The sequence below is a fragment of the Enterobacter sp. V89_11 genome, assembly GCF_029967775.1.
Taxonomy (GTDB): domain Bacteria; phylum Pseudomonadota; class Gammaproteobacteria; order Enterobacterales; family Enterobacteriaceae; genus Enterobacter; species Enterobacter ludwigii.
In genome coordinates, this window is record NZ_JASCAN010000014.1 from 129,401 (window position 1) to 155,964 (window position 26,564).

Here is a 26,564-nt window from a genome sequence, read left to right on the forward strand (position 1 = left end):
AGACTGTGCTCATCATGAAAACGGAACGTCGTTTCGTTAATTTTCTGCCTGCGGGCACGATCATTTCTGGAGGTTACGGTGGACGTCAGACAAAGCATCCACAGTGCGCACGCCAAAACGCTGGATACTCAGGGGCTGCGCAATGAGTTTTTAGTCGAGCAGGTGTTCGAGGCCGATAAGTACACCATGGTCTACAGCCATATCGACCGTATTATCGTTGGCGGGATTATGCCAGTGACGCAGACCGTCTCCGTGGGCGGAGAAGTGGGTAAACAGCTTGGTGTGAGCTATTTCCTTGAGCGTCGCGAGCTGGGCGTGATTAACATCGGTGGCCCCGGTACCATCACCGTAGACGGACAGTGCTATGAGATAGGTCATCGCGACGCGTTGTATGTCGGTAAAGGGGCGAAAGAGGTCGTGTTCGCCAGCATCGACAGCGGTAAACCGGCGAAGTTTTACTACAACTGTGCGCCCGCACATACCCCGTATCCCACCAAAAAAGTGACCCCGGCGGATGTCGCCCCGGTGACGCTGGGTGACAACCTCACCAGCAACCGTCGCACCATCAATAAATACTTTGTTCCGGATGTGCTGGAAACCTGCCAGCTCAGCATGGGGCTCACCGAGCTTGCTCCGGGCAACCTGTGGAACACCATGCCGTGCCATACCCACGAGCGCCGTATGGAAGTGTATTTCTACTTCAACATGGACGAGGACGCCTGCGTGTTCCACATGATGGGGCAACCGCAGGAAACGCGCCATATCGTGATGCATAACGAGCAGGCGGTTATTTCGCCGAGCTGGTCTATTCATTCGGGCGTAGGCACGAAAGCGTACACCTTCATCTGGGGTATGGTCGGTGAAAACCAGGTCTTTGATGACATGGACCACGTCGCGGTTAACGAGCTGCGCTAGCCGCAGGCAGTTAAGCATAAACCTGCCTGTTGGTGACAGGCGCTGAAAGATTAAGGAACAAACATGATTCTGGATGCATTTTCTCTGCAGGGTAAAGTGGCTGTGGTGTCCGGTTGTGACACCGGACTGGGCCAGGGTATGGCGTTAGGGCTGGCGGAAGCGGGCTGCGATATCGTCGGGATTAACATTGTTGAGCCTACTGAAACCATCGAGCGCGTCACCGCGCTGGGGCGTCGTTTTCTGAGCCTGACCGCCGATCTGCGTAAAATTGACGCCATCCCTGAACTGCTGGATCGCGCGGTGGCGGAATTCGGCCATATCGACATTCTGGTGAACAATGCCGGACTGATTCGCCGTGAAGACGCGATTAATTTCAGCGAGCGCGACTGGGACGACGTGATGAACCTGAACATTAAGAGCGTGTTCTTTATGTCCCAGGCGGCGGCGAAACACTTTATTGCCCAGGGGAAAGGCGGCAAGATCATTAATATCGCCTCTATGCTCTCCTTCCAGGGCGGTATCCGCGTGCCGTCTTATACCGCATCCAAGAGCGCGGTGATGGGCGTTACCCGTCTGCTGGCAAACGAGTGGGCGAAGCACAACATCAACGTCAACGCGATTGCGCCGGGGTACATGGCGACGAATAACACTCAGCAGTTGCGTGCTGACGAACAGCGTAGCGCGGAAATCCTCGACCGTATCCCGGCAGGCCGCTGGGGCCTTCCGGACGATCTCAAGGGACCGATCGTGTTCCTGGCATCTCCGGCATCCGATTACATCAACGGCTATACCGTGGCGGTCGATGGCGGCTGGCTGGCGCGTTAATTGCGTATTCCGTCTTAAACCTCTGCCGGTGGGTGGAGGTTTTTTTTGCCCAAAAATTGCCATTATCCATATGGCTCAAGACGAAAAATCCATACTAAAAAATCATAAATGATATGCATCACAGTTTTATTGCTTAAAAATTAAATGATTAATAAAAACTGGCGGTATTTCATCGTTAGTTGAAATTGTAATGTCCATCACAGATCGCTATGCAACAGCGAAATAATCCATATCTTCGCGAATTACGGCCTGACACTTTTCCGCGCTATCTCGTAATTTCAGTTAACGAATTTCGCTGTTCAGGCAGGAAAATATGACATCTATAAATGACTCTACCCTTATGCCCGCCGCGTTGCGTGATACCCGACGCATGAATCAGTTTGTCTCCATCGCGGCTGCAGTGGCCGGTTTACTGTTCGGTCTGGATATTGGCGTGATCGCCGGGGCGCTGCCCTTTATCACCGATCACTTTACGTTGAGTAACCGCCTGCAGGAGTGGGTGGTCAGCAGCATGATGCTGGGTGCGGCCATCGGCGCGCTGTTTAACGGCTGGCTTTCGTTCCGCCTCGGGCGAAAATACAGCCTGATGGTGGGGGCGATTCTGTTTGTCGCCGGCTCCATTGGGTCAGCATTTGCCACGAACGTGGAAATGCTGCTGCTCTCCCGCGTGCTGCTCGGCGTGGCGGTGGGGATTGCCTCTTACACTGCGCCGTTGTACCTCTCCGAAATGGCGAGCGAGAACGTGCGCGGCAAGATGATCAGTATGTACCAGTTGATGGTGACGCTGGGTATCGTGCTGGCGTTTCTGTCTGACACTTATTTCAGCTACAGCGGCAACTGGCGCGCGATGCTGGGCGTGCTGGCGCTCCCGGCGCTGGTGTTGATTGTTCTGGTGATTTTCCTGCCAAACAGTCCGCGCTGGCTGGCGCAAAAGGGCCGTCATGTGGAAGCGGAAGAGGTGCTGCGGATGCTGCGTGATACCTCAGAAAAAGCACGTGAAGAGCTGAACGAGATCCGCGAAAGCCTGAAGCTGAAGCAGGGGGGCTGGGCGCTGTTTAAGATCAACCGCAACGTACGCCGCGCGGTGTTCCTCGGCATGTTGCTGCAGGCAATGCAGCAGTTCACCGGGATGAACATCATCATGTACTACGCGCCACGTATCTTCAAAATGGCGGGGTTCACCACCACGGAACAGCAAATGGTTGCCACGCTGGTGGTGGGGCTGACCTTTATGTTCGCCACCTTTATCGCGGTGTTCACCGTGGATAAAGCCGGACGTAAACCGGCACTCAAGATTGGCTTTAGCGTCATGGCGCTCGGTACGCTGATCCTTGGCTACTGCCTGATGCAGTTTGATAACGGCACGGCCTCAAGCGGTCTTTCCTGGCTCTCTGTTGGCATGACCATGATGTGTATTGCCGGATATGCGATGAGCGCTGCGCCCGTCGTGTGGATCCTGTGTTCCGAAATTCAGCCGCTCAAATGCCGTGACTTTGGCATCACCTGTTCCACGACCACCAACTGGGTGTCGAACATGATCATCGGCGCGACCTTCCTGACGCTGCTGGATTCAATTGGCGCGGCAGGAACCTTCTGGCTCTATACGGTTCTCAACGTCGCGTTTATCGGGGTCACGTTCTGGCTGATCCCTGAAACCAAAGGCGTCACGCTGGAGCATATCGAGCGCAGGCTGATGTCCGGCGAGAAGCTGCGTAATATTGGCGTGTAATCTGTTGCCGGGTGGCGAAGAGGCCACCGGGCTTTTTGTTAGCGCATCGCGCGTTTCAGAATACGTTCAGCCTGACGCTGGAAGTCAGCGGCGGTCTCTTCCACGGATTTCTGTCCATAATCGATGTACTGCAGAGAGGTGCCGAACTGGGCCACAATCTGCGGATCGTCAAAGTAAGGTGACACGGAAAGTTTGGCCGGCAGAGACTGCGCCAGACGCAGCCCCGCGACCGACGGATCGCTCTCTTTGATGGTGCCGTCTTCGGTCAGGAACTGCACCGCGGCTTTACTCAGCGGCACGCCACGCTCCAGACCCAGCGTGTCTACTCCCTCTTTGCTGTTCAGCAGGAAGTTAATCAGTTTCGCCGCCGCTTCCGGGTTTTTGGTGGATTTACCAATCGAGAGCATCTGCGCCGGTTTGAAGAAAAGGCCCGCATCGGTTGCGCCCGGCAGCATCGGGTAACTGCCCAGCACCAGTTTTGCCGGTGGCTTCAGGTTGTCGGAATACTTGTTGATGGTGGAGTTCCACATGTAGGTTCCCGCCCATTCCCCCTGGATCCACGGCTTCATCTCATACATGTTGCTCTTACCAAACGACGCATAGTATTTGGTGTCCGGCATGACGTGGCTATCCACCAGCGTTTTGTAGGTCTGGAAGAATTCCACCCACTGCGCTTTGCTGTAGGCGAACTTCTTGGTTTTTTCGTCCACGGCAGGGATGTTGTACTTCTGAATCATGTACGAGTTCAGCAACGCCAGCGTGTCCTGATGCTCCAGCACGACCGGGTAGTACTGCTTGCCGAGTTTACTCTCGAAGGTTTTACCCGCCGCCATCAGCTCGTCCCAGGTTTTCGGGTATGCAATACCGGCTTTTTTCCAGGTCTCGTCGTTGAAGTAGAACACGCGTGCGGTGACGGAGATCGGAATGCCGTTCAGCTTGCCGTTGATGGTGGTGGACTGAAGTTCTTTGGGATCGAACTGGGTCAGGTCGATCACGTCTTTCATTTTGTTCAGGTCGTAGAACCCGTCGCCGGTTTTCGAGAAGATTGGCAGCCAGTTCCAGTTGGTCTGCATCACATCCGGCTCGGTGCCGCCCGCAATTTGAGTGGTCAGGCGGGAGAGGTGCCCATCCCAGCCGGTGTACTCTGCTTTAACGTTGATATCCGGGTTCTGCTTATGGAATTCCTCCAGCGCTTTCAACGTCACCTGATGGCGGCCATTACCGCCCCACCAGGACATGCGTAATTCGACATCTTGCGCCATCGATGGCAAAGCGGTAAGGCCCAGCGTCGCGGAGATTGCTGCGCTTAAAAGCACTTTTTTCATTTTTATAAACTCCATCAGAGAGAGAGGTTCTGTTCAGTTTTTGCGTCAAAAATATGACATTTATTCATATCAAATTTGAAATACACCTTGCGATGAAGGCCTTTATCAATCATTGGCTTAGCTTCATCGGATGGAATTCTGGCGGTCAGTTCGTACTCCGCAACCTTCAGATAGACGAAGAATTCGTGGCCCATGTTTTCCACGCGAACCATTTCGCCACTGCAGCCCCCGTCAACGAATGGTGCGTCGGAGAGGGAAACGAATTCCGGACGTACGCCGTAGTAAATGGCCTGCCCGGCATAAGCGGAGACTTTCTCCTGCATCCCGGCGTTCAGCGGCATGGTTTCATTGCCGATGGCGATGTGCAGTTTCCCGGCGCTTTCCACCAGCTGGCTTTGACGAATATTCATCTCCGGCGCGCCGATAAAGCCTGCCACGAACATGTTTTTCGGCTTGTGGTAGAGGTTGTCCGGGGTATCAACCTGCATGATGTGGCCGAGTTTCATCACGCAGATGCGGTCGCCCATGGTCATCGCTTCGGTCTGGTCGTGGGTGACGTAGACGGTGGTCGCCGGTTTACCGGATTTCTTTAACTGCTTATGCAGGTCGGAAATACGAATGCGCATTGAGGCGCGTAGTTTGGCGTCGAGGTTTGACAGCGGTTCGTCAAACAGGAATACATCCGGCTTTTTCACAATCGCACGGCCTACCGCCACGCGCTGTGCCTGGCCGCCGGAAAGCTGGCGTGGCAGGCGGTCGAGTAACTCTTCCAGCTCAAGGATTTTGGCCGCTTCGTTGACCTGAGATTCAATCTGATCTTTTGGCAGTTTGCTCAGCTTCAGACCAAAGGCCAGGTTTTCGCGCACCGTCATGTGGGGATAGAGCGCGTAGTTCTGGAACACCATCGCAATCCCGCGCTCTTTTGGCGCGAGGTTGTTCACAATCTTATCGCCGATGCGGACTTCACCCCCGCTGATGGTTTCCAGGCCGGCCAGCATGCGCAGGGTGGTGGATTTGGCGCAGCCGGAGGGGCCGACGATCACCATGAACTCTCCTTCAGCGATTTTCAGGTCAATGGCATGTACCGCTTTAAAGCCGTTGGAGTAGACCTTTTCCAGTTTGTTGAAGATAACTTCAGCCATAATATTTCCCTCTTAACCTTTAATTCCGCTGCTGGTGACGCCCTGGACGAAGTAGCGCTGTGCCAGGAAGAAGACAATGATGGATGGCAGAATGGAGATGCTCGCCATTGCCAGAATTTCGTTCCACGGCGCCCCTTCGGTGACGTCGATGGACATTTTCAGCGCCAGTGCAATCGGGTATTTATCCACGCTGTAGACATAAATCAGCGGCCCGATAAAGTCGTTCATTGACCACATGAACTGGAACAGGGCGACGGAGATAATGGCCGGTTTCAGGATCGGCACCACCACGTACCACAGCACCTGAAGCGAGTTACAACCGTCAATTTGCGCCGCCTCCTCCATGTCACGCGGCACGCCGCGCAGGAACTGGATAAGCATGAAGACGAAGAACCCCTGGGTGGCGAAGGCCAGCGGCAGGTACAGCGGCATATAGCTGTTGAGCATGCCCATTTCACGGAACATCAGGTACTGCGGGATCAGCAGCACGGTGCTGGGGAGCAGCATGGTGGTGATGAGGGTAGCGAACCAGAATTTCTTCCACGGGATTTCAAAGCGCGCAAAGCCGTACGCCACGATGGTGGAGGAGATAATGGTCAGGATCACTTTCGGGATCACATACTTAAAGGTGTTCAGCATGTAATGGCCGAAGTTGTATTCGGTACCGGTTTTCCAGCCATTCACAAAACCGTCCCAGGTCGCATGGGCAGGCCACAGGCTGAGAGTGGTGAAAATCTCGTGGTTCGGTTTGAACGACGCCGAGAACATCCACACCAGCGGATAAAGCATCAGCAGGCCGACAAACAGCAGGATCACGTAGCGCACAGCGGCGTTAATTTTCTCTCTGCGCAGCGTGCGGGCGACTTCACGCTCGGCAATCGTCCTCGCCGTGGAAAGTTGTTGGATATCAGCCATTTTTGCCTCCTTTATCGGCGGAGTAGAACACCCAGTATTTCGATGACTTAAAGGCGATACCGGCAAAAATGGCTACCACCAGGAACAGGATCCACGCCAGTGCTGCGCCGTAACCCATGTCAAAGTATTTGAACGCGGTGTCGTAGATGTAGAGTGAGAACAGGTAAGTGGAATACGTTGGCCCGCCGCCGGTAATGACATACGGTCCGGTAAATTCCTGGAACGCCTGGGTGGTCTGCATAATGAAGTTGAAGAAAATCACCGGCGTGATCAGCGGCACGGTCACTTTCGTGAACATCTGCCATTTGGATGCCCCATCGATCATCGCCGCTTCATACTGCGACTGCGGAACGTTTTGCAGCGCGGCCAGGAAGATGACCATCGCGGAACCGAACTGCCAGACGCGCAGCAGGGTGACCGACATCAGTGCCAGCGAGGGCTCACCCAGCCAGTTCACCGGGTCAAAACCAAATACGCCAATAAAGCTGTTCAGCAGACCATCAATGGCAAAGAGCGCGCGCCACAAAACAGCAATGGCCACGGAGCTGCCGAGGATCGACGGAATATAGTAGGCGGTACGGAAGAATCCAATACCGCGTAATTTAAAGTTCAGAACAAACGCAATCCCTAATGCAAAGGCGAGCTTCAGGGGGATGGTCAGAAATACATACGCAAACGTCACTCCCATTGATGTCCAGAAGAGCGTGTCTTCCGTAAACATGTAGCGATAATTTTCAATGCCGTTAAATACCGGCGGGCTCATCAGGTCGTAATCCGTAAAACTCAGGAAAAACGATGAGACGAAGGGGAAAGCCGTAAAGAGTATCAACCCAATGATGTAGGGTGATATCCACGCGAGCCCCAGCAGCTTGTTTTCATTCATACTTACCTACCTGGTAATCAATGGTTTAAAACGGAATCTGCGTCTGTAACAACCTTTCAGGCTGTCGAAACCGAGCCTGAACGGCAATGTTCTGGGTAATACGTGTCACGGTTACTTCATTTAACTTTGTTTTATAAGACTTTTTTCGATTTCATCGATGCGCGAAACGCCTGGGTTTCAATACGGTAGAACTCGTGTTCCTGGATAATAAAACGCCGTTTTATTTTATATTATTGCTATTTGTTTCTGCGTCATTCGCTTAATAGCGGAAATGTGATCAAAGTCGAAACGGTGTTTCAATAAGGTGATGAGGATGGCATTTTTGCGCTATTTCAGGCGTTCAAAGAAGAGAGAGGAGGGCGGGCGGAAAGAACCGGATGATTAATAAAGACAATACCGTGGAGAAACTAACTACTAATTCTGATAGCAGGTCTACAGCTGGATCATTCTTTCGTTCAGATAATTCTTACTTTCTTGTATCATCGGACCACTGTAACCAATCAGGCAGAAATGGTCTGCACCCTCAAAAGAAGAATGGCTATGTCAGCAATGGATTTCAAAAAAAATACGGATCTCGACTTCCCCCATTACGCGGCCCCGGTAGTCAGTTCCAAAGAAATTGACCTTCTGGGACTGTTAGAAGTTCTTCTGGCGGCAAAAAAACGTATCATCGTGATTGCCTTCGCATTCGCACTGGTTGGACTGGCCATCGCGTTCTTACTGCCACAAAAATGGACCAGTAAAGCGGTGATCACACCGGCGGAACAGACGCAGTGGAACCCGCTGCGCCAGATGATGGTCGCCCTGCAGGTGCTCGACGTGGACGTGAAAATTACCCGTCCGGACGTGTTTAACCAGTTTATTAAAAAGTTCCAGTCGCAGTCGTTGCTTGAGGAGTACATGAAATCCTCACCTTACGTGATGGCACAGCTGGAAGGCACTGACGTGGATCCGCTTGAGCTGCATCGTGCGGTGGTCAATATCTCCGAAAAGATGAAAGCGGTAGATAACACCCTGGCAAAAGACGCGGATAAAGCGCCGTACGTCTCGTGGACATTGAGCTTCACCGCGCCGACGGCGGGGGATGCGCAAACGGTTCTTAAAGGTTACGTGGATTACATCTCGCAGATTGTTGAGCAGGAAACCATGGAGAATATCCGTAACCAGATCACCCTGAAAACCAAAGTGGTGGAGCAGCAGCTGGAGCTGGATCGGGTACGTCTGACGAATGTTCACAACACCAATCTGCAGCGTCTTAACTATTCTCTGGAAGTGGCCAACGCGGCGGGTATCAAAAAGCCGGTCTACAGCAACGGTCAGGCGGTTAAAGACGATCCGGATTACTCCGTCGCGCTCGGTGCCGACGGTATCGCGCAAAAACTGCAGATTGAAAAAAATCTCAAGGATATCGCTGAGCTGAACGCAGACTTCCAGAACCGGGAATACTACCTGGCGCAGCTGAAAAAGCTGTCTGTCGAAGACGTAAAACTTGAACCTTTCAAGTATCAGCTCTCTCCATCCATGCCGGTGAAAAAAGACGGTCCGGGCAAAGCCCTGATTGTGATCCTGGCGGGACTGCTGGGCGGGCTGTTTGCCTGTGGCAGCGTATTACTGCGTGAGGCCATGCTCAGTCGCAATCCTCTGGTCGAGCCTGTAACGGAATAAAAAACGCAGACGAGAAGGGCGCTGTTATCAGCGCCCTTTTTTTATTTCAAAAAATCCTCACGTACCGGCGTGAAGGTATCCAGCAGCGTGCCGGGTTTAAGACACACGCAGCCGTGCATCACATGTGGCTTTTTGTAGAGGGTATCCCCGGCTGTCACCACATGTTTTTCATCTCCAATCGTGAACTCAAACTCGCCGGACAGCACATAGGTTAACTGTTCATGAGGATGGTTATGCAGTGGGCCAGTCGCGCCCTGTTCAAAATTCACCTCCACCGCCATCATTTTACCGCCATGGGCAAGAATACGGCGCGTCACGCCGTTACCCAGATCGTCAAGCGTGGTCTCGTTGTGGAAAATAAACATATCGTCACCCCGGAATGTATTAAAACAATGTTTCATTTAATTTATATCACCAGGGGTTAAAAAGAAACGACGTGACAAAGAACTGGAAACACGATCACAAGTTTGCTTCACTGGGATAAACACATAAGGAGGGATGATGAAAACGATCGGCCTGTTAGGGGGGATGAGCTGGGAATCGACAATCCCCTATTACCGCCTGATTAATGAAGGGGTGAAGCAACGTCTGGGGGGCCTGCATTCTGCCAGCCTGCTGCTGCACAGCGTAGATTTCCATGAAATCGAAGCCTGCCAGTCGAGCGGTGAATGGGATAAAGCCGGGGAAATACTGGCCGAGGCCGCGCTGGGGCTGGAGCGTGCGGGAGCAGCGGGGATTTTGCTCTGTACCAACACCATGCATAAAGTCGCGTCCCATATCGAAGCGCGCTGTTCGCTGCCCTTCCTGCACATTGCCGATGCAACCGGGCGGGCCATCACCGCATCCGGGTTACGTCGTGTGGCGCTGCTGGGAACGCGCTACACCATGGAGCAGGATTTTTACCGCGGTCGGTTGAGCAGCCAGTTTGGCATTGAAAGCCTGATCCCGGATGAGGCAGACCGGGCCCGCATCAACCAGATTATCTTTGATGAACTCTGCCTCGGCACCTTTAGCGAATCATCCCGGGCATATTACGTCAGCGTGATTGAAAAACTCGCGCAGCAGGGGGCGGAAGGGGTGATCTTCGGCTGTACGGAAATCGGTTTACTGGTGCCGGTTGAGCAAAGCCCGATTCCGGTCTTCGATACCGCCGCGATTCATGCCGCCGATGCCGTGGAGTTTATGCTGTCATAAACTTTGCCGATCGGATAAACGAAGCGCCACCTGACGGGCATGGGCTATAAGGTGCTCCGTAAACGCCTCCACCAGCGCTGAGACCGGGCGATGGAGGGGGCGGATCAGGCTCACGGTGAACGGGACTGACAGGCTAAACGGGCGGATCACAATATCGCGCCCGGCGTAATCCAGCGCCGTCAGTGGATTCACCACCGAAACGCCCACCCCGGCGCGCACCATGGCGCAAATGGAGGCCGCACTGTGGGTCTCGACCACCATCCTGCGCTTCACCTGATGCTCGGCAAACAGTGAATCCAGCAGCTGCCGGTAGCTGTCGGTTTGTGACAGGCTAATGTAGTTCTCACTGTGAAAATCCGCTGGCGTCAGAATCTGCTTGCGGGCAAGTGGATGCCCGGCTGGCAGCACGCACACCTCATCTAAAGAGAGCAGTTCCGTGCGTTCCGTTCCCGCGGGCGTAGAGAGGGTTTCGGTCAGGCCTAAATCATGGCGCTGTGCGGAGAGCCACTCCTCGAGCAGCGGTGACTCCTGCGGGACAATCGTGAGATTCACCTCCGGATATCGGGCCAGAAAAGGCTGGAGCAGCGTCGGCAAAAAAGACTGTGAAAAGACGGGCAGGCAGACAATCGATAGCTCGCCCTGCCGAAACTCGCGCAGGCTTTCCGCTGCACTGACAATGCGGTCCAGCCCGTACCATGAGCGCTGCACTTCCTCGAACAGGCGCAGCCCCTGTACCGTCGGATGAAGCCTGCCCCGGGTGCGTTCGAACAGCTTCAGTCCCAGCACTTTTTCGAATCGCGCCAGCTCGCGGCTGACCGTTGGCTGCGAGGTATGGAGCATCTGCGCAGCCTCGGTGAGGTTGCCCGTGGTCATCACGGCGTGAAAAATCTCGATATGGCGTAAATTGACGGCGGGCATAGGTCACCTGAATACAAAGAACTGTCCATATCATTTTTGCATAGACTCGCGATAAAACGATATTTTTTATTCTCTTCCTGCTGTGGCGTAATCATAAAAAAATGTCACCCCGGAGAAAGACCATGCCACGCCCGCTTAACCAGACTGATACCGATTTGAATGCCGAAAACCTGCTACGCCTGCCTGCCGAGTTTGGCTGTCCGGTGTGGGTCTACGACGCGCAGATCGTTCGCGAGAAGATTGCTGCCCTGCATCAGTTTGACGTGGTGCGTTTTGCCCAGAAGGCGTGCTCCAATATTCACATTCTGCGTCTGATGCGTGAGCAGGGTGTGAAGGTCGACTCCGTCTCCCTGGGGGAGATTGAGCGCGCGCTGGCGGCCGGGTTTGATCCGAAAGCCGATCCTGACGCGATTGTGTTTACCGCCGATGTGATCGACGACGCCACGCTTGCTCGCGTCCATGAGCTGCAGGTGCCGGTAAACGCCGGGTCCGTGGATATGCTGGAACAGCTTGGGCAAGTTTCTCCGGGCCACCGCGTCTGGCTGCGCGTGAACCCTGGCTTTGGTCACGGTCATAGCCAAAAAACCAATACCGGCGGCGAAAACAGCAAGCACGGTATCTGGTATGCCGATATGCCCGCTGCCCTGGACGTATTGCAGCGTTACAATCTGAAGCTGGTGGGGATTCATATGCACATCGGCTCCGGCGTGGATTACGCGCACCTTGAGCAGGTCTGTGGCGCAATGGTGCGCCAGGTGATCGAGTTTGGTCAGGATCTGGAGGCGATCTCTGCCGGGGGCGGTCTTTCCATTCCTTACCGTGAAGGGGAAGAGGCGATCGACACCGATCACTATTACGGCCTGTGGAGCGCCGCGCGTGACCAGGTCGCCGCGCATCTTGGTCATGCCGTTAAGCTGGAAATTGAGCCGGGTCGTTTCCTGGTGGCTGAATCCGGGGTGCTGGTGGCGCAGGTTCGCAGCGTGAAAGAGATGGGCTCGCGCCACTTTGTGCTGATTGACGCGGGCTTTAACGATCTGATGCGCCCGTCAATGTACGGCAGCTATCACCACATTTCGGCTCTGGCTGCCGATGGCCGCGATTTAACTCACGCGCCGCGTATCGAGACGGTTGTTGCGGGCCCGCTGTGTGAGTCTGGTGATGTCTTTACCCAGCAGGAAGGGGGGAAAGTGGAAACCCGCGCGCTGCCGGAAGTTAAACCAGGCGACTATCTGGTGCTGCACGATACCGGTGCGTACGGGGCGTCAATGTCCTCAAACTACAACAGCCGCCCGCTGCTGCCAGAAGTGTTGTTTGATAACGGCAAGGCGCGGCTGATCCGCCGCCGCCAGACCATTCAGGAACTGCTGGCGCTGGAACTCGTCTGAGTGAAGTACGGCCCCGTCGTGACCGAGTCGCGTAATACCAGCGTACCGGTGAACGGCGGGATCGCGTCGACCGGTTGGTTTTTTGCCAGCCGGATCGCCTGATCGATAGCCGTAACGATCATATTGTCGATGGGCAGGTAAACCGACGAGAGCGCTGGCTCCAGCCATTTCGCGCATGGGGCATCGTCAAAGCCAAACAGGGAAATATCCTGTGGGATCCGCAGCCCCGCCTGGTGTAGCGCCTTGGACGCACCCAGCGCCATATCATCGTTACAGGCAAACAGAGCGCTAAACGCTATACCGTCGGCAATCAGCTCTTTGCAGAGCTCATATCCTCGCGTCATTCCCGCATCGCCATACTTAATCCGCCGCTCGTCCAGACGAATGCCGTGCTTTTCCAGCGCCTTACGGTAGCCCATCAGCCTCGCTTTCCCGGTTGGCGTGTGGATCGGGACGGTGATACAGGCGATCTCCCGGTGGCCCTGGTTGATCAGGTAATCCACGGCCTTAAAGGCGGCATCCTGCTGTTCGAAGAACACGCAGCGATCGGGCGCCTGGCTGACTTCACGGTTGATGACCACGAGCGGGGTTTGCACCGAATGGATCAGCTTCATGATCGCTTTTTCGCTCATGTAGCGGGTGTAAAGCACTATGGCATCGCATTTGCGATCGGCCAGCATTTGTACCGCCTGCTCTTCCTGCTCCGGGGCGTCGTGACCATCCGTGACGATCAGCTGCTTGCCGTGGGTTTCCGTCTGCCGGGAGGCCTGCTGAAGAAGACGACCAAAGTAAAAACCATCAAAGGTAGAGACCACCAGACCAATGCTGTTGCTGGTCTGGTTCGCCAGCGAACGCGCGAGAAAATTTGGGCGGTAGCCCAGCTCTTCCATCGCATTAAACACCTGCTGACGCGTACTCTCTTTAACCTGACCTGTGCCGTTCAGCACGCGCGATACCGTGGCTTTCGACACGCCCGCGCGCAATGAGACATCCAGCATTGTTGCCATTAGACATTCCTGATTCCACGTAACGATCTGCAGTTTAACACAGACCATCCGGTGCATAAGCGATGCGGGAAGGGCAAAACTTCCAGCACGATCACGCTTTTAGGTAACGATCGGTCAGTTCGAAATACAGGATTTTAAGTGGTATGCCAAAATCGATATAAACCGCATTTTGGAATACCTGTTACGTCGTTGAGAGCTTAATCACAGAACAAAACCCGACATGAAGCTATTTTTGGTATGCCAATAGTATCCGGCTGTACACCTTATCCAATAAAAGCCCTTTTACTGAGGTATTACCCTATGGCATTACAGGAAAAACTGATCGACGCTCTGGGCAGTTTTGCCACAAAATTCAACAGTTATCGCTATATCATGGCGATCAAGTCTGCCTTTATTACCTTAATGCCGGTCATCATCGTTGGGGCATTCTCTGTCTTGATCTCCAATATGGTACTGGATCCGAAAAATGGCCTGGCGAGCTTCCAGTCCCTCTCTTTTCTCGCCACGCTAAAACCCATCACCAGCGCGCTCAATTACGCCACCCTGAATTTCCTTAACATTGGCGCGGTGTTCTTAATCGGCATCGAACTGGGCCGCATCAACGGGATCAAATCCTTATTCCCTGGCCTGCTGGCGGTGATCTGCTTTATCTGCGTGACGCCGACAACCGTTGAGATGCTGGTGGATGGTGAAATGCACGTGGTGAAAGACGTGCTGCTGCGTCAGTTCTCTGATACCCGCAGCCTGTTCCTCGGTATGTTTATCGCGATTCTGTCGGTAGAAATTTACTGCTGGCTGGAAAACCGCAAGGGGCTGAAGATCAGGATGCCGGACACCGTACCGCCAAACGTGGCGGCATCGTTCTCCGCGCTGATCCCGGCGATCATCACCACTACCGCGATTGCCACATTGGGTTTCGTCTTCCATCAACTCACCGGCATGTATCTCTATGACGCGGTCTATCAGGTGGTGCAACAGCCGCTGGAGCGCGTGGTGCAAAGCCTGCCGGGCATTCTGCTGCTGATGTTTGTCGCACAGCTTTTCTGGGTGATTGGTATTCACGGCAACCAGATGATCAAGCCGATCCGCGAGCCGCTGCTGTTAGGCGCCATCACCGTTAATATGAGCGCCTTTGAGCAGGGCAAAGAGGTGCCGAATATCATCACCATGCCGTTCTGGGATGTGTACATGAGCATCGGCGGGTCGGGGCTGACCATCGGCCTGCTGATCGCGGTCATGATTGCCACCAAACGCAAAGAAATGAAAGAGATCGCCAAGCTTTCCATTGGTCCGGGGCTCTTTAACATCAACGAACCGGTGATCTTCGGCATGCCAATCATGCTCAACCCGATCCTCGCCATTCCTTTCATTATCACGCCGCTGGTGACCGGCTCTATCGGTTACTTTGCCACCGTAACCGGCTTTGCCGGTAAAGCCGTGGTGATGGTGCCGTGGACCACGCCGCCGCTGATCAACGCCTGGCTCTCCACCGCCGGATCGATGGGGGCGGTCATCACTCAGCTTATCTGCATTGTGACTGCCGTCATTATCTACCTGCCGTTTGTGAAGATTGCTTCACGACGTGCCGAACAGGCCGCACTGCAACAGGCGACCGACAATGCATGAGGATGTGATGACGACAAAACAGATAACCATTCCGCAGGATTTCATTCTGGGCGCGGCCGCGTCAGCCTGGCAAACCGAAGGCTGGAGCGGCAAAAAGGCGGGGCAGGATTCGTGGATCGATCTCTGGTACAAAAACGATCGCCACGTCTGGCACAACGGCTATGGCCCGGCGGTGGCGACCGACTTTATCAACCGCTTTCGCGAGGATGTGGCGCTGATGAAGCAGGCAGGGCTGACGCACTACCGAACCTCGATTAACTGGTCACGTTTTTTAACCGACTATGAAAAAGTGACGGTGGACGAGGAGTACGCCGCCTATTACGACGCGTTGTTCGATGAGATGCACCGTCAGGGCATTGAGCCGATGATCTGCCTTGAGCATTACGAGCTGCCGGGCGTGCTGCTTGACACTTACGGCGGCTGGGCTTCAAAGCAGGTTGTCGACCTGTTTGTCCGCTATGCGGAAAAAGTCTTTGAACGCTACCACGGTAAAGTCACCCGCTGGTTTACCTTCAATGAACCGATCGTGGTACAGACCCGCGTTTATCTCGATGCGCTGCGCTGGCCCTACGAGCAGAATACCGGTAAATGGATGCAGTGGAACCACCATAAGGTTCTGGCGACGGCAAAGGTTGTACAGCTGTTTCGTGCCAAAGGCTACCCTGGCTCGGTTGGTTGTATTCTCAACCCCGAAGTCACCTATCCTCGCTCGTGCGCGCCGCACGATGTTAACGCCGCAGAGAAGTACGATCTGTTCTATAACCGCGTATTTCTCGATCCGCTGGTGCACGGGCGCTACCCGCCAGAACTGTTTACGCTGCTGGAACAGCATCAGGTGGCGTGGGACTACACCGCAGAAGAGCTGGAACTGATTGCGCAGAACACCGTCGATGAGCTGGGGATAAACCTCTATTACCCGCATCGGGTGAAAGCGCCGTCTCGTGCCTGGCACCCGGAGACACCGTTCCACCCGGCGTACTACTACGAACCGTTCGAACTGCCTGGACGGCGAATGAATAAATCCCGCGGCTGGGAAATCTACCCCCGCATTATCTACGATATGGCGATGCGGATAAAAAATGACTACCGCAACATCGACTGGTTCGTGGCGGAGAGCGGGATGGGCGTGGAGAACGAAGCGCAGTTTCGCAACAGTGACGGGGTCATTGACGACGAGTACCGCATTGCGTTCATTCGCGAGCACCTCTATTACACGCTGCTGGCGCGGGAGGAGGGGGCAAACTGTCATGGCTATATGCTGTGGGCCTTCACGGACAACGTATCGCCGATGAACGCCTTCAAAAACCGCTACGGGCTGATTGAGATCGATCTCGATAACAATCGCGCCAGGCGGGCGAAAAGGTCGGCGAGCTGGTTCCGGCAGCTGCGCGATGCGCGCGTGCTCACGCTCCCGGTCGATGATGAATGGAAGTAAGCGAAAACCATGCTGGTTCTGGTAAAATAGCGCACAAACTGGCCGGGAGGACGCCCGGCCTGCGCATTAACTGAAAAAACAGGTGAAAACGTGGATAAGGCTGTCATCCTGCCGGAAAAAAAACAGTACCAGGAAATTGGCGAGGATTTACGGGCGCAAATTATCCAGGGGCACTATCCCGTAGGTTCCCGTCTGCCGCCCGAGCGAAATATTGCTGAGAAGTACGGCGTAAGTCGTACCATCGTGCGTGAGGCATTGTTGATGCTGGAGCTGCAGGGCACGGTGGATATCCGCCAGGGTTCTGGCGTTTATGTGATGCGCATTCCTGAAGAACACGAAAACGAAGAAGAACGTTTTCTGAACAGCGACGTCGGCCCCTTTGAGATCCTGCAGGCGCGCCAGCTCCTCGAAAGCAACATCGCCGCGTTTGCTGCCAAAATGGCGACACGCGCAGACATCGACAATCTGCGCCGTATTATTGAGCAGGAGCAGCGCGCTATTGCCGCCAACGATAACAGCCAGGACAACAATAAAATGTTTCACCTGGTACTGGCGGGGGCAACGCAAAACCAGATGCTGCTGGCAACGGTAGAGAGTATCTGGCACCACATGGACAGCAGCCCGCTGTGGCAGCAATTCAATGGGCATATCGCCAGCCGTGCATACCGCCTGAAATGGCTGGGCGACAGACAAACCATCCTCGCGGCGCTTCGCCGTCGTGACGTGATGGGCGCCTGGCAGGCGATGTTCCAGCATCTGGAAAATGTGAAAAAGAGCTTACTTGAACTCTCCGATGAAGATGCGCCGGATTTTGACGGTTATCTTTTTGAATCTGTGCCCGTGTTTCAGGGGAAGCTGGTGTGACTATTCTGCCTCTCTATGCCGCGTCTCAGTATGCGGAACAGGTAACTGACTGGATCTGGCAGGCGTTCGGTGACGGGCTTACGCGGGCGTTTTTCCAGAGCATCGTTGAACATAGCCAGACGCCGGGCGCGTTACCGTTGACCTTTATTGCTCTGGAGGGCGAACAGCTTCTGGGTACGGTCGGGATCTGGCGCTGCGATTTAATCACCCGACAGGATCTTTGTCCGTGGCTGGCTGCGCTGTACGTTGATGAAGCGGCGCGTGGTAACGGACTGGCGGGAAAACTGCAGCAGCATGTTATCGCCTATGCCGCGCAGGCCGGGTATCACGAACTGCATCTGTGGTCTGCCTGCCGCGACTTCTACGAACGTTACGGCTGGCAGTACATTGGCGATGCGCTTGAATACCCGAACAAAACGGTACATCTGTATCGCTATTCCTCTCCCGCTTCTGCTGGCGAACCTACGGAGTGACGGCGGACTAAGGTGGGGCTGAACAGGTGGGTGATATCCGGTGGCTGGCGTTGTTCGGCCAGCGCCAGTGCCAGCTCCGCAGCCTGCGTTGCCATTGTGATAATCGGGTAACGTACCGTGGTCAGGCGGGGACGCACGTAGCGGGACACCAGCACATCATCAAAGCCAATGAGTGAAATTTCTCCCGGCACTTCGATTCCGTTGTCATTTAACACCCCCATTGCCCCGGCGGCCATCGAGTCGTTATAGCTGGCAACCGCCGTGAAATTCCGTCCACGCCCCAGCAGTTCTGTCATTGCCTGTTCGCCGCCACTCTCATCCGGCTCGCCGTAGGCCACCAGCCGGTCATTACACGGCAAACCGTTTTCGCGCAGGGCATCGTAGTAGCCCTGCAGGCGATCTTCGGCATCGGAAATCGGGTGATTGGAGCAGAGATAACCAATGCGGGTATGGCCCTGCTGAATCAAATGGCGGGTAGCAAGCCAGGCGCCGTAGCGGTCGTCGAGTGCCACGCAGCGTTTCTCAAAACCGGGAATAATTCGGTTGATGATCACCATGCCGGGGATCTGCTTCATCAGATGAATGAGTTCAGCATCGGGGATCATTTTGGCGTGAACAACCAGCGCAGCGCAGCGGTGGCGCATCAGCTGTTCGATAGCCTGGCGTTCTTTTTGTTCGTTGTGATAGCCATTGCCGATCAGCAGAAAATTGCCGGTCTGATAAGAAACCTGTTCAACCGCTTTTACCATGGCGCCAAAAAACGGGTCAGACACATCGCCCACCACCAGTCCGATGGTTTCAGTAGACTGTTGGGCAAGGGCGCGGGCGTTGGCATTCGGATGGTAATTCAATGATTCCATGGCGTTTTGCACCGCCTGGCGTGATGCGTCACTGGCTTTAGGGGAGTCGTTAATCACGCGCGAGACGGTCGCCACGGAAACACCAGCCAGACGGGCCACATCCTTTATTGTCGCCATTACATACCTTCTTAGTGGGGGTAAGCGTTTACACACGAAATAGTGTTGCGGAAAAGCGCCGTGCATTCAAGGGGCGCGGGGTTTCGCCCTCCACAAACGTGACGCAGCACAACCCTGGCCGTGTAATCGTTACACGGCCAGTCATGTCTGAATAATGTCAATCTGAACCTTTAGTTACACTTTGCCTCAGGCTGTTGCGATTGTCCGATGGCGAGGATGAGGGGGAGATTGATAGAGTCGAGATCCCAGAGGTATTGATTGGTGAGAATTCTTAGTACGGTTTCGTACTCTTCTCTTGCACCAACCTGCGCGGATGCGCAGGTTTTTTTTCGCCTCAACTTTGCAGTCGCTCCCGTATCACTTCTCGTGTAATCTGCCACCATTTACTATCAACCCTTCACACTGGCTGGCAAAGGGAGTTGAGATGCTTTTTGGGTTCTTCCGTACACTCTTCCGTATTCTCTTTCGCATTCGCGTCACTGGCGATGCTCAGGCGCTTCGCGGCGAACGCGTTCTTATCACACCAAACCATGTTTCCTTTATCGACGGCATTCTGCTGGCACTATTTCTGCCCGTGCGTCCGGTGTTTGCGGTTTATACCTCCATCAGCCAGCAGTGGTACATGCGCTGGCTCACGCCGCTGATTGATTTTGTGCCGCTCGACCCGACCAAACCGATGATGATTAAACATCTGGTGCGTCTGGTGGAGCAGGGGCGTCCGGTGGTTATTTTCCCGGAAGGGCGCATCTCGGTGACCGGTTCACTGATGAAAATCTACGACGGCGCCGGGTTTGTCGCGGCGAAGTCAAAAGCAACCGTGGTGCCACTGCGTATTGAAGGGGCGGAGCGCTCCTATTTCAGCCGTCTGAAAGGGCTGGTAAAGCAGCGCGTGTTCCCAAAAATTACGTTGCATATCCTGCCGCCAACGTCGTTACCGATGCCTGACGCGCCCCGTGCACGCGATCGCCGTAAAATTGCCGGAGAGATGCTGCACCAGATTATGATGGAAGCGCGTATGGCGGTCCGCCCGCGCGAGACGCTGTATGAATCCCTGCTGTCGGCACAGCACCGTTACGGCGCGAAGAAAAACTGCATCGAAGACATCAACTTTACCCCGGATACCTATCGCAAGCTGCTGACCAAAACATTGTTCGTGGGCCGTATTCTTGAGAAGTACAGTCAGCAGGGCGAAAAGATTGGCCTGATGCTGCCCAACGCAGGCATCAGTGCGGCGGTGATTTTTGGAGCCGTTTCCCGTGGCCGTATTCCGGCGATGATGAACTACACGGCGGGCGTGAAAGGGCTGACCAGCGCCATCACGGCAGCGCAAATCAAAACCGTCTTTACCTCCCGCCAGTTCCTCGACAAAGGCAAACTGTGGCATCTTCCTGAACAGCTTACCCAGGTACGCTGGGTCTTCCTGGAAGATCTTAAAGCGGACGTGACGACAGGCGACAAACTGTGGATTTTTGCTCATCTGCTGATGCCGCGTCTGGCCCAGGTGAAACAGCAGCCGGAAGACGACGCGATTATCCTCTTCACCTCTGGCTCTGAAGGCAACCCGAAAGGTGTCGTCCACAGTCACAAGAGTATTCTGGCGAACGTTGAGCAGATCAAAAGCATTGCCGACTTTACCGCGAAAGACCGGTTTATGTCAGCGCTGCCGCTGTTCCACTCTTTTGGTCTGACGGTGGGGCTTTTCACGCCGTTGCTGACCGGTGCCGAAGTCTTCCTTTATCCAAGCCCGTTGCATTACCGCATTGTGCCGGAGCTGGTGTATGACCGTAACTGTACCGTGTTGTTTGGAACCTCAACCTTCCTCGGGAACTACGCGCGTTTCGCCAACCCGTATGACTTCTTCCGTGTGCGCTATGTGGTTGCTGGCGCGGAAAAACTGCAGGAGAGCACGCGACAGATCTGGCAGGACAAATTTGGTCTGCGCATCCTCGAGGGGTATGGCGTGACAGAGTGTGCGCCGGTGGTCTCTATCAACGTGCCAATGGCGGCGAAACCGGGGACAGTAGGCCGAATTCTGCCTGGGCTGGATGCTCGTCTGCTGGCGGTGCCTGGCATTGAAGACGGTGGACGTCTGCAGCTGAAAGGGCCAAACGTGATGAACGGCTATCTGCGCGTGGAAAACCCCGGCGTGCTGGAAGCACCGACCGCAGAAAACGTTAATGGCGAGATTGAAACGGGCTGGTACGACACCGGCGATATTGTACGTTTCGATGAGCAAGGCTTTGTGCAGATCCAGGGGCGTGCAAAACGCTTTGCCAAGATTGCGGGTGAAATGGTCTCTCTTGAGATGGTTGAACAGCTGGCATCGGGCGTCTCTGCCGACAAGATGCATGCCACGGTTGTAAAGAGTGATGCAAGTAAAGGCGAGGCGCTGGTGCTGTTCACCACCGACAGCGAGCTTAAGCGCGACCAGTTACTGAGCTATGCCCGCGAGCACGGCATTCCGGAGCTGGCGGTACCTCGTGATATTCGCTACCTGAAACAGCTTCCGGTGCTCGGCAGCGGTAAGCCCGACTTCGTGACCCTCAAGGGCATGGTTGAACAGGCGGAACAACATAATGCGTAAGTCAGTACACACTAACACCTCTCTGCGCTCAAAAGGCATGATGGCGGTGATTGCCGCCCAGTTCCTTTCCGCCTTTGGCGATAACGCGCTGCTGTTTGCCACGCTGGCACTGCTCAAGGCTGAGTTTTACCCCGACTGGAGTCAGCCGGTTCTGCAAATGGTGTTTGTGGGCGCTTACATTATCTTTGCACCGTTTGTCGGACAGGTTGCGGACAGCTTCCCGAAAGGCCGGGTAATGATGTTTGCCAACGGCCTGAAATTGCTGGGAGCCGCCAGCATTTGTTTTGGTTTCAATCCGTTTATTGGCTATACGCTGGTCGGCATTGGCGCGGCAGCCTACTCCCCGGCGAAGTATGGCATCCTCGGGGAGCTGACCACCGGTGATAAGCTGGTGAAAGCCAATGGGCTGATGGAGTCCTCTACCATTGCGGCAATCCTGCTTGGCTCCGTCGCAGGCGGTGTCCTCGCTGACTGGCACGTGCTGGCGGCCCTCGGCGTGTGTGCTGTGGTGTACGGTGGCGCGGTAGTCGCTAACCTGTTTATTCCGAAACTGCCGGTGGCGCGTCCGGGGCAATCCTGGCGCTTTAAGCCGATGACCGGCAGCTTCTTCAATGCCTGCCGCGTACTGTGGCGTAACGGTGAAACGCGATTCTCTCTGATGGGCACCAGTATGTTCTGGGGCGCTGGCGTTACGCTGCGCTTCCTGCTGGTGCTGTGGGTGCCGGTGGCGCTGGGGATCACGGACAACGCGACGCCAACCTACCTTAATGCAATGGTAGCGATCGGGATTGTGGTGGGCGCGGGGGCAGCGGCAAAACTGGTGACGCTCGACACCGTTGCTCGCTGCATGCCGGCAGGGATCCTGATTGGCGTTGCGGTGCTTTTTTTCGCGCTGCAACACGCGTTATTGCCAGCCTACGTACTGCTGATCCTGATTGGTATTCTGGGGGGCTTCTTCGTGGTGCCGCTGAATGCGCTTTTGCAGGAGCGTGGCAAGCAGACGGTCGGGGCGGGCAATGCTATTGCGGTGCAAAACCTCGGTGAAAACCTGGCGATGCTGCTGATGCTGGGCCTGTATTCGCTGGCGGTTAAAGCCGGTGCGCCTGTGGTAGGGATTGGCGTCGGGTTCGGTGGACTGTTCGCGCTGGCGATTGCCGGCTTGTGGGTCTGGCAGCGCCGCCGCTGATTCGGATCGTCTTCAGCGCCTTTTCACAAGCGGGTGCAAACATTAAAAACGGCAACAGAGGTTGCCGTTTTGTTTTTTTACGGTGCCGGATAGGTATAAACCTGATGCACCGCGTCAATCTCCGCCAGCACGTCCTCGCTCAGGTCCAGATGGAAACTCTCAATGTTGGTTTTCAACTGTTCCATCGTCGTTGCGCCCAGCAGGGTGCTGGCCACAAACGGCTGACGGCGTACGAAGGCCAGTGCCATCTGGGCAGGATCGAGCCCGTGACGCTTCGCAATATCAACGTAGGCCGCGACGGCTTTCTGCGTCTGCTCGCCGCTATAGCGGGTAAAGCGGCTGAAGAGCGTATTACGCGCGCCGGCTGGCTTCGCACCGTTCAGGTATTTACCCGTCAGCGTACCAAAGCCCAGGCAGGAATAGGCGAGCAGCTCAACCTCTTCATATTGCGTCACTTCGGCCAGACCCACTTCGTAACTGCGGTTGAGCAGGCTGTAGGGGTTCTGGATGGTGACAATGCGCGGCAGATCGTGTTTATCAGCCAGGTGCAGGTAGCGCATAACGCCAAAAGCCGTTTCGTTAGACACGCCGATGTAGCGGATTTTGCCCGCTCGCTGGCATTCGGTCAGTGCTTCCAGCGTTTCAAGCAGCGTAACGGCGGGAGCACTTTCGTTCCAGCTGTAGCCGAGCTTACCAAAGCAGTTGGTTGGACGCTGCGGCCAGTGTACCTGGTAGAGATCAAGATAATCGGTTTGCAGGCGCTTCAGGCTGGCATCCAGCGCGGCACGGATATTCTTGCGATCGAGGATCTGGTTTGGGCGGATCCCGGCATCGCTGTTACGCGCAGGGCCGCTGACTTTCGAGGCGATAACCAATTTTTCTCGGTTGCCGCGTTTTGCCAGCCAGTTGCCGACGTAGGTTTCGGTAAGCCCCTGCGTTTCCGGGCGTGGAGGAACAGGGTACATCTCTGCGACATCAATCAGGTTAATGCCCTGGCTGACGGCATAATCGAGTTGTGCATGGGCATCGGCTTCGCTGTTTTGTTCACCAAATGTCATCGTGCCCAACCCCAGTTGGCTTATTTCCAGAGAGCTGTGGGGGATACGGTGATAATGCATAGCCGGCTTCCTTCAATAGACATGTAGACCGCGTCAGGAACCTCCCGACAAAGGAATATAAACATGGCAGAGGGGAAGCAAAAGGGGAAGAAAAAAATCAAAAAGGCCAGCAAGGTACTGACCTCTCTCTGTTTATCGCTCGATAATTTGCGAGACTTCGTCGCGATTGATCTGCATTTTATTCCCGGACTGATCGCGGTAGCTGACCAGACCGGTGTCATCATCGACTTCCGGCTTGCCGTCTGTCAGGATCATCCGGCCATCTTTTGTCGCCATCACGTAATCGCTGCTACAGCCCGATACTGCAAACGCTAATCCGACTGCTGAAATTAACACTGCCCATTTTTTCATCGTTATCGTCCTCACCTGGCTCGTATCAAATCATAGTGTAGTAATAACCCGATATTTCGACAGGAGGAAGCGGTAAAATCTTAAAAACCAGGTGATTATGTTTGAGAGCTCTCAAAATAAGTAAAAAACTACGTTTTGAGTAAGAAATGGCGAGCAAGCAGCGCCCCGGTAAAGTTCTTTTTGAGATAAAAACCGCGTGGCAATGTCAGTATCGGCTCGCCCCGGGCACCGATTGCTTCCGTGAGCGCTTTACTGTTCGCCGCCTTTGGCCGCAGCTGTAACACCTCTCCGTGTCGGGCGGTGATGCGCTCAACCTGACCGAGGACAATCATATCCATCAGCTCTTCCCAGTCCAGACGCAGCTGATGCTCTTCATCTTCATCCGGACTCCACAGCAGCGGTGCGCCAACCCGGCGTTCAGCCAGCGGGATCTGACGTTCTCCTTCTACGGGGACCCAAAGTACGCGCTTCAGTTTATGGCGAACGTGACTGGTTTCCCACGTCACACCGGTATTCCCGGTTAACGGTGCAACGCAGACAAATGTCGTTTCCAGGGGCTTACCAAGGCTATCGATGGGAATGGTTTTTAACTCTACGCCCAGGGCGGCGAAATCCTGCTCCGGTTTACTCCCTGCGCTTGCACCCAACCACAGCTCCAGCAGCATGCCGATCCAGCCTTTATCCCGCTTCAGATCCTGAGGGATCGGCAGGCCAGCCATTGCCGCCAGCTCGCCAAGCGAAAAGCCAGCCAGACGCTGCGCCTGCTGTAGCAACTGGGTTTCGCTGGACGGCGGTGAAAGCAAGGGTAAAAGCGAATGCATGAAGGTAACCTTTTGATTAAAAAATACACTAAGAAATTGTCCCCTGTGGATAGAGTTTAACTTTTTCTGTACGAATATGCCATGTGTATGATTTATAGGTTTTTTTAGTACGCTAAAAATGGATGGCGAAGGACAAAAATTCGGTTGTTCAATTCTGGTCACTGACAATGAACAGGATCTTACACCATGTTATCCACAGAAAAGTGGGATAACTGGGCATAACCCTGACTACTGTTTCAATTTACAGCCTTGACGTGGGACGAAAATCCAATTTTCAAACAAATTGTGCCTAACTTATTGGCACAATCTGTGGATAAAACCGACGCTGTTCGATCTTTCATCAGCACAACGATCCCTGATGTGACGATCGTCACGATTAAGCGGTGTGGGTTGGTTTTATGGTTATTAACTTTATGAAAATAATGATTTTATTTTTTATTGGTAATGGAGGGAGATTGACGGCGGCTGAGGTTGTTCATCGGTAATCAGACACTTCTTCACAACTATATCCACAGAAAAGGTGAATAAAATTCCCCTCAGAGCCGCTCATCTGTTTATAACTCTGCCTGTATTTGTGAGTTATTCAAATGTTATTAGGTTGCAGCCCTGTAAGAGAGTGGTTTACCGCCTCCCTGTAGTGTGAAACAATCATTCATATATAAGGTTTAGTTTGGGGTAGTCCGGTGATTGATGACGATGGCTACCGCCCGAACGTAGGAATAGTAATTTGTAATCGTCAGGGCCAGGTGATGTGGGCCCGTCGATATGGTCAGCACTCCTGGCAGTTCCCGCAAGGCGGGATCAACCCGGGAGAGTCCCCAGAACAAGCGATGTACCGGGAGCTGTTTGAAGAGGTTGGTTTAAGCCGAAAAGATGTTCGCATCCTGGCTTCGACCCGCAACTGGTTGCGTTACAAGTTACCGAAACGTTTGGTGCGTTGGGACACAAAGCCGGTTTGTATCGGCCAGAAACAAAAATGGTTTCTACTGCAGTTGGTGGGCAACGATTCAGATATCAATATGCAAACCAGCAGTACGCCGGAGTTTGATGGCTGGCGTTGGGTGAGCTATTGGTATCCTGTTCGTCAGGTCGTGTCATTTAAACGCGATGTTTACCGTAGGGTGATGAAAGAGTTCGCAAGTGTTGTCATGCAGCTTCAGGAGATCCCGCCTAAGCCGCAGAGCGCACCTGCCTGGCGACGTAAAAGAGGTTAAGCTACGCAAATC

Annotated in this window: 24 protein-coding genes and 1 pseudogene; 13 read left to right on the forward strand and 12 right to left on the reverse strand. The window is 54.4% G+C overall.

Annotation, left to right across the window (positions count from 1 at the left end; all coding sequences use genetic code 11):
- Positions 1-78 precede the first annotated feature (78 nt).
- The 3 genes from kduI to QLG09_RS12615 all read left to right on the forward strand — a co-directional run bounded on the left by kduI (position 79) and on the right by QLG09_RS12615 (position 3,469).
- Positions 79-915 (forward strand): 5-dehydro-4-deoxy-D-glucuronate isomerase, encoded by an 837-nt coding sequence (kduI, locus tag QLG09_RS12605; protein ID WP_049023257.1) that lies wholly within the window; start codon positions 79-81, stop codon positions 913-915.
- 63 nt (positions 916-978) lie between these two features.
- Positions 979-1,740 carry a 2-dehydro-3-deoxy-D-gluconate 5-dehydrogenase KduD gene (gene kduD / locus QLG09_RS12610; protein ID WP_014171473.1) on the forward strand — a complete coding sequence of 254 codons (762 nt, stop codon included), beginning with the start codon at positions 979-981 and terminating at the stop codon, positions 1,738-1,740.
- A 295-nt stretch (positions 1,741-2,035) separates the two neighbouring features.
- Positions 2,036-3,469, forward strand: coding sequence for a sugar porter family MFS transporter (locus QLG09_RS12615; protein WP_226777985.1), 1,434 nt, complete (start codon positions 2,036-2,038; stop codon positions 3,467-3,469).
- 38 nt (positions 3,470-3,507) lie between these two features.
- Here QLG09_RS12615 and QLG09_RS12620 read toward each other — a convergent pair whose 3' ends face one another.
- Genes QLG09_RS12620 through QLG09_RS12635 form a run of 4 tightly spaced genes read right to left on the reverse strand, consistent with a single transcriptional unit; the run spans position 3,508 to position 7,734 of the window.
- Complete coding sequence (locus QLG09_RS12620) at positions 3,508-4,794, reverse strand: ABC transporter substrate-binding protein (protein WP_020883762.1); 1,287 nt, start codon at positions 4,792-4,794, stop codon at positions 3,508-3,510.
- A 14-nt stretch (positions 4,795-4,808) separates the two neighbouring features.
- On the reverse strand, positions 4,809-5,936 hold the full coding sequence (locus tag QLG09_RS12625) for an ABC transporter ATP-binding protein (protein WP_049023258.1): 1,128 nt from the start codon (positions 5,934-5,936) through the stop codon (positions 4,809-4,811).
- A 12-nt stretch (positions 5,937-5,948) separates the two neighbouring features.
- Complete coding sequence (locus QLG09_RS12630) at positions 5,949-6,851, reverse strand: carbohydrate ABC transporter permease (protein WP_025203331.1); 903 nt, start codon at positions 6,849-6,851, stop codon at positions 5,949-5,951.
- Positions 6,844-7,734 (reverse strand): sugar ABC transporter permease, encoded by an 891-nt coding sequence (locus QLG09_RS12635; RefSeq protein WP_014171468.1) that lies wholly within the window; start codon positions 7,732-7,734, stop codon positions 6,844-6,846. Before QLG09_RS12635 ends, QLG09_RS12630 begins: the two co-directional genes overlap by 8 nt.
- Before the next feature lie 540 nt (positions 7,735-8,274).
- Here QLG09_RS12635 and wzz(fepE) point away from each other — a divergent pair.
- Entirely contained in the window at positions 8,275-9,399 is a 1,125-nt protein-coding gene (wzz(fepE), locus tag QLG09_RS12640; RefSeq protein WP_049023259.1) for an LPS O-antigen length regulator Wzz(fepE), read from the forward strand.
- 41 nt (positions 9,400-9,440) lie between these two features.
- Here wzz(fepE) and QLG09_RS12645 read toward each other — a convergent pair whose 3' ends face one another.
- Positions 9,441-9,764, reverse strand: coding sequence for a cupin domain-containing protein (locus QLG09_RS12645; RefSeq protein WP_020883766.1), 324 nt, complete (start codon positions 9,762-9,764; stop codon positions 9,441-9,443).
- 136 nt (positions 9,765-9,900) lie between these two features.
- On the opposite strand from QLG09_RS12645, the gene QLG09_RS12650 reads away from it, so the two are divergent.
- Positions 9,901-10,593 carry an aspartate/glutamate racemase gene (locus tag QLG09_RS12650; RefSeq protein WP_049023260.1) on the forward strand — a complete coding sequence of 231 codons (693 nt, stop codon included), beginning with the start codon at positions 9,901-9,903 and terminating at the stop codon, positions 10,591-10,593.
- Here the strand turns inward: QLG09_RS12650 and QLG09_RS12655 are convergent.
- On the reverse strand, positions 10,588-11,511 hold the full coding sequence (locus QLG09_RS12655; RefSeq protein WP_063435127.1) for a LysR family transcriptional regulator: 924 nt from the start codon (positions 11,509-11,511) through the stop codon (positions 10,588-10,590). The genes QLG09_RS12650 and QLG09_RS12655 overlap by 6 nt on opposite strands.
- Before the next feature lie 122 nt (positions 11,512-11,633).
- Between QLG09_RS12655 and lysA the strand changes: the two genes are divergently transcribed.
- The gene (gene lysA / locus QLG09_RS12660) at positions 11,634-12,896 is read left to right on the forward strand and encodes a diaminopimelate decarboxylase (protein WP_025203335.1); all 1,263 of its coding nucleotides are present in this window, start codon (positions 11,634-11,636) and stop codon (positions 12,894-12,896) included.
- On the opposite strand, the gene QLG09_RS12665 is transcribed toward lysA, so the two are convergent.
- The gene (locus QLG09_RS12665) at positions 12,866-13,903 is read right to left on the reverse strand and encodes a LacI family DNA-binding transcriptional regulator (protein WP_032678896.1); all 1,038 of its coding nucleotides are present in this window, start codon (positions 13,901-13,903) and stop codon (positions 12,866-12,868) included. The two genes, lysA and QLG09_RS12665, sit on opposite strands and share 31 nt — an antisense overlap.
- A 300-nt stretch (positions 13,904-14,203) precedes the next feature.
- Between QLG09_RS12665 and QLG09_RS12670 the strand changes: the two genes are divergently transcribed.
- The 4 genes from QLG09_RS12670 (at position 14,204) to QLG09_RS12685 (ending at position 18,301) form a co-directional block, all read left to right on the forward strand.
- Positions 14,204-15,529: a PTS transporter subunit EIIC gene (locus QLG09_RS12670; RefSeq protein ID WP_020883770.1), complete on the forward strand. Its 1,326-nt coding sequence runs from the start codon at positions 14,204-14,206 to the stop codon at positions 15,527-15,529.
- 7 nt (positions 15,530-15,536) lie between these two features.
- Entirely contained in the window at positions 15,537-16,964 is a 1,428-nt protein-coding gene (locus QLG09_RS12675) for a glycoside hydrolase family 1 protein (RefSeq protein ID WP_040019076.1), read from the forward strand.
- 90 nt (positions 16,965-17,054) lie between these two features.
- Positions 17,055-17,828, forward strand: a complete 774-nt coding sequence (locus QLG09_RS12680; RefSeq protein ID WP_014171459.1) for a GntR family transcriptional regulator — start codon at positions 17,055-17,057, stop codon at positions 17,826-17,828.
- Positions 17,825-18,301, forward strand: coding sequence for a GNAT family N-acetyltransferase (locus QLG09_RS12685; RefSeq protein ID WP_049023262.1), 477 nt, complete (start codon positions 17,825-17,827; stop codon positions 18,299-18,301). The genes QLG09_RS12680 and QLG09_RS12685 overlap by 4 nt, the downstream gene beginning before the upstream one ends.
- Here QLG09_RS12685 and galR read toward each other — a convergent pair.
- A complete protein-coding gene (galR, locus tag QLG09_RS12690; RefSeq protein ID WP_020883772.1) occupies positions 18,262-19,278 on the reverse strand; it encodes an HTH-type transcriptional regulator GalR in 1,017 nt (338 codons plus the stop codon). The two genes, QLG09_RS12685 and galR, sit on opposite strands and share 40 nt — an antisense overlap.
- 424 nt (positions 19,279-19,702) lie before the next feature.
- Here galR and aas point away from each other — a divergent pair, with 424 nt between their 5' ends.
- Together aas and lplT are read left to right on the forward strand one after the other, a co-directional pair.
- Entirely contained in the window at positions 19,703-21,862 is a 2,160-nt protein-coding gene (aas, locus tag QLG09_RS12695; protein WP_020883773.1) for a bifunctional acyl-ACP--phospholipid O-acyltransferase/long-chain-fatty-acid--ACP ligase, read from the forward strand.
- The gene (gene lplT / locus QLG09_RS12700; protein WP_080975372.1) at positions 21,855-23,048 is read left to right on the forward strand and encodes a lysophospholipid transporter LplT; all 1,194 of its coding nucleotides are present in this window, start codon (positions 21,855-21,857) and stop codon (positions 23,046-23,048) included. Before aas ends, lplT begins: the two co-directional genes overlap by 8 nt.
- A gap of 77 nt (positions 23,049-23,125) precedes the next feature.
- On the opposite strand, the gene QLG09_RS12705 is transcribed toward lplT, so the two are convergent.
- From QLG09_RS12705 to QLG09_RS12720, 4 genes and pseudogenes are all read right to left on the reverse strand, one after another.
- Positions 23,126-24,166, reverse strand: a complete 1,041-nt coding sequence (locus QLG09_RS12705) for an NADP(H)-dependent aldo-keto reductase (RefSeq protein ID WP_025203341.1) — start codon at positions 24,164-24,166, stop codon at positions 23,126-23,128.
- A gap of 132 nt (positions 24,167-24,298) precedes the next feature.
- On the reverse strand, positions 24,299-24,517 hold the full coding sequence (locus QLG09_RS12710) for a YgdI/YgdR family lipoprotein (protein ID WP_020883776.1): 219 nt from the start codon (positions 24,515-24,517) through the stop codon (positions 24,299-24,301).
- Between the two features lie 128 nt (positions 24,518-24,645).
- Positions 24,646-25,338: a DNA mismatch repair endonuclease MutH gene (gene mutH / locus QLG09_RS12715; RefSeq protein ID WP_032678891.1), complete on the reverse strand. Its 693-nt coding sequence runs from the start codon at positions 25,336-25,338 to the stop codon at positions 24,646-24,648.
- A gap of 154 nt (positions 25,339-25,492) precedes the next feature.
- Positions 25,493-25,558: pseudogene (locus tag QLG09_RS12720) on the reverse strand (hypothetical protein); the annotation flags it as partial.
- 463 nt (positions 25,559-26,021) lie between these two features.
- Here QLG09_RS12720 and rppH point away from each other — a divergent pair.
- Positions 26,022-26,552 carry an RNA pyrophosphohydrolase gene (gene rppH / locus QLG09_RS12725; RefSeq protein ID WP_013098553.1) on the forward strand — a complete coding sequence of 177 codons (531 nt, stop codon included), beginning with the start codon at positions 26,022-26,024 and terminating at the stop codon, positions 26,550-26,552.
- Positions 26,553-26,564 lie beyond the last annotated feature (12 nt).

What these genes read in the sequence shown, in the direction of transcription:
- kduD (WP_014171473.1), top strand. Translation starts at nt 979, where the DNA reads ATGATTCTGGATGCATTTTCTCTGCAGGGTAAAGTGGCTGTGGTGTCC.
- QLG09_RS12620 (WP_020883762.1), bottom strand. Translation starts at nt 4,794, where the DNA reads ATGAAAAAAGTGCTTTTAAGCGCAGCAATCTCCGCGACGCTGGGCCTT.
- QLG09_RS12625 (WP_049023258.1), bottom strand. Translation starts at nt 5,936, where the DNA reads ATGGCTGAAGTTATCTTCAACAAACTGGAAAAGGTCTACTCCAACGGC.
- QLG09_RS12630 (WP_025203331.1), bottom strand. Translation starts at nt 6,851, where the DNA reads ATGGCTGATATCCAACAACTTTCCACGGCGAGGACGATTGCCGAGCGT.
- QLG09_RS12635 (WP_014171468.1), bottom strand. Translation starts at nt 7,734, where the DNA reads ATGAATGAAAACAAGCTGCTGGGGCTCGCGTGGATATCACCCTACATC.
- QLG09_RS12645 (WP_020883766.1), bottom strand. Translation starts at nt 9,764, where the DNA reads ATGTTTATTTTCCACAACGAGACCACGCTTGACGATCTGGGTAACGGC.
- QLG09_RS12650 (WP_049023260.1), top strand. Translation starts at nt 9,901, where the DNA reads ATGAAAACGATCGGCCTGTTAGGGGGGATGAGCTGGGAATCGACAATC.
- QLG09_RS12655 (WP_063435127.1), bottom strand. Translation starts at nt 11,511, where the DNA reads ATGCCCGCCGTCAATTTACGCCATATCGAGATTTTTCACGCCGTGATG.
- lysA (WP_025203335.1), top strand. Translation starts at nt 11,634, where the DNA reads ATGCCACGCCCGCTTAACCAGACTGATACCGATTTGAATGCCGAAAAC.
- QLG09_RS12665 (WP_032678896.1), bottom strand. Translation starts at nt 13,903, where the DNA reads ATGGCAACAATGCTGGATGTCTCATTGCGCGCGGGCGTGTCGAAAGCC.
- QLG09_RS12670 (WP_020883770.1), top strand. Translation starts at nt 14,204, where the DNA reads ATGGCATTACAGGAAAAACTGATCGACGCTCTGGGCAGTTTTGCCACA.
- QLG09_RS12675 (WP_040019076.1), top strand. Translation starts at nt 15,537, where the DNA reads ATGACGACAAAACAGATAACCATTCCGCAGGATTTCATTCTGGGCGCG.
- galR (WP_020883772.1), bottom strand. Translation starts at nt 19,278, where the DNA reads ATGGCGACAATAAAGGATGTGGCCCGTCTGGCTGGTGTTTCCGTGGCG.
- aas (WP_020883773.1), top strand. Translation starts at nt 19,703, where the DNA reads ATGCTTTTTGGGTTCTTCCGTACACTCTTCCGTATTCTCTTTCGCATT.
- lplT (WP_080975372.1), top strand. Translation starts at nt 21,855, where the DNA reads ATGCGTAAGTCAGTACACACTAACACCTCTCTGCGCTCAAAAGGCATG.
- QLG09_RS12705 (WP_025203341.1), bottom strand. Translation starts at nt 24,166, where the DNA reads ATGCATTATCACCGTATCCCCCACAGCTCTCTGGAAATAAGCCAACTG.
- QLG09_RS12710 (WP_020883776.1), bottom strand. Translation starts at nt 24,517, where the DNA reads ATGAAAAAATGGGCAGTGTTAATTTCAGCAGTCGGATTAGCGTTTGCA.
- mutH (WP_032678891.1), bottom strand. Translation starts at nt 25,338, where the DNA reads ATGCATTCGCTTTTACCCTTGCTTTCACCGCCGTCCAGCGAAACCCAG.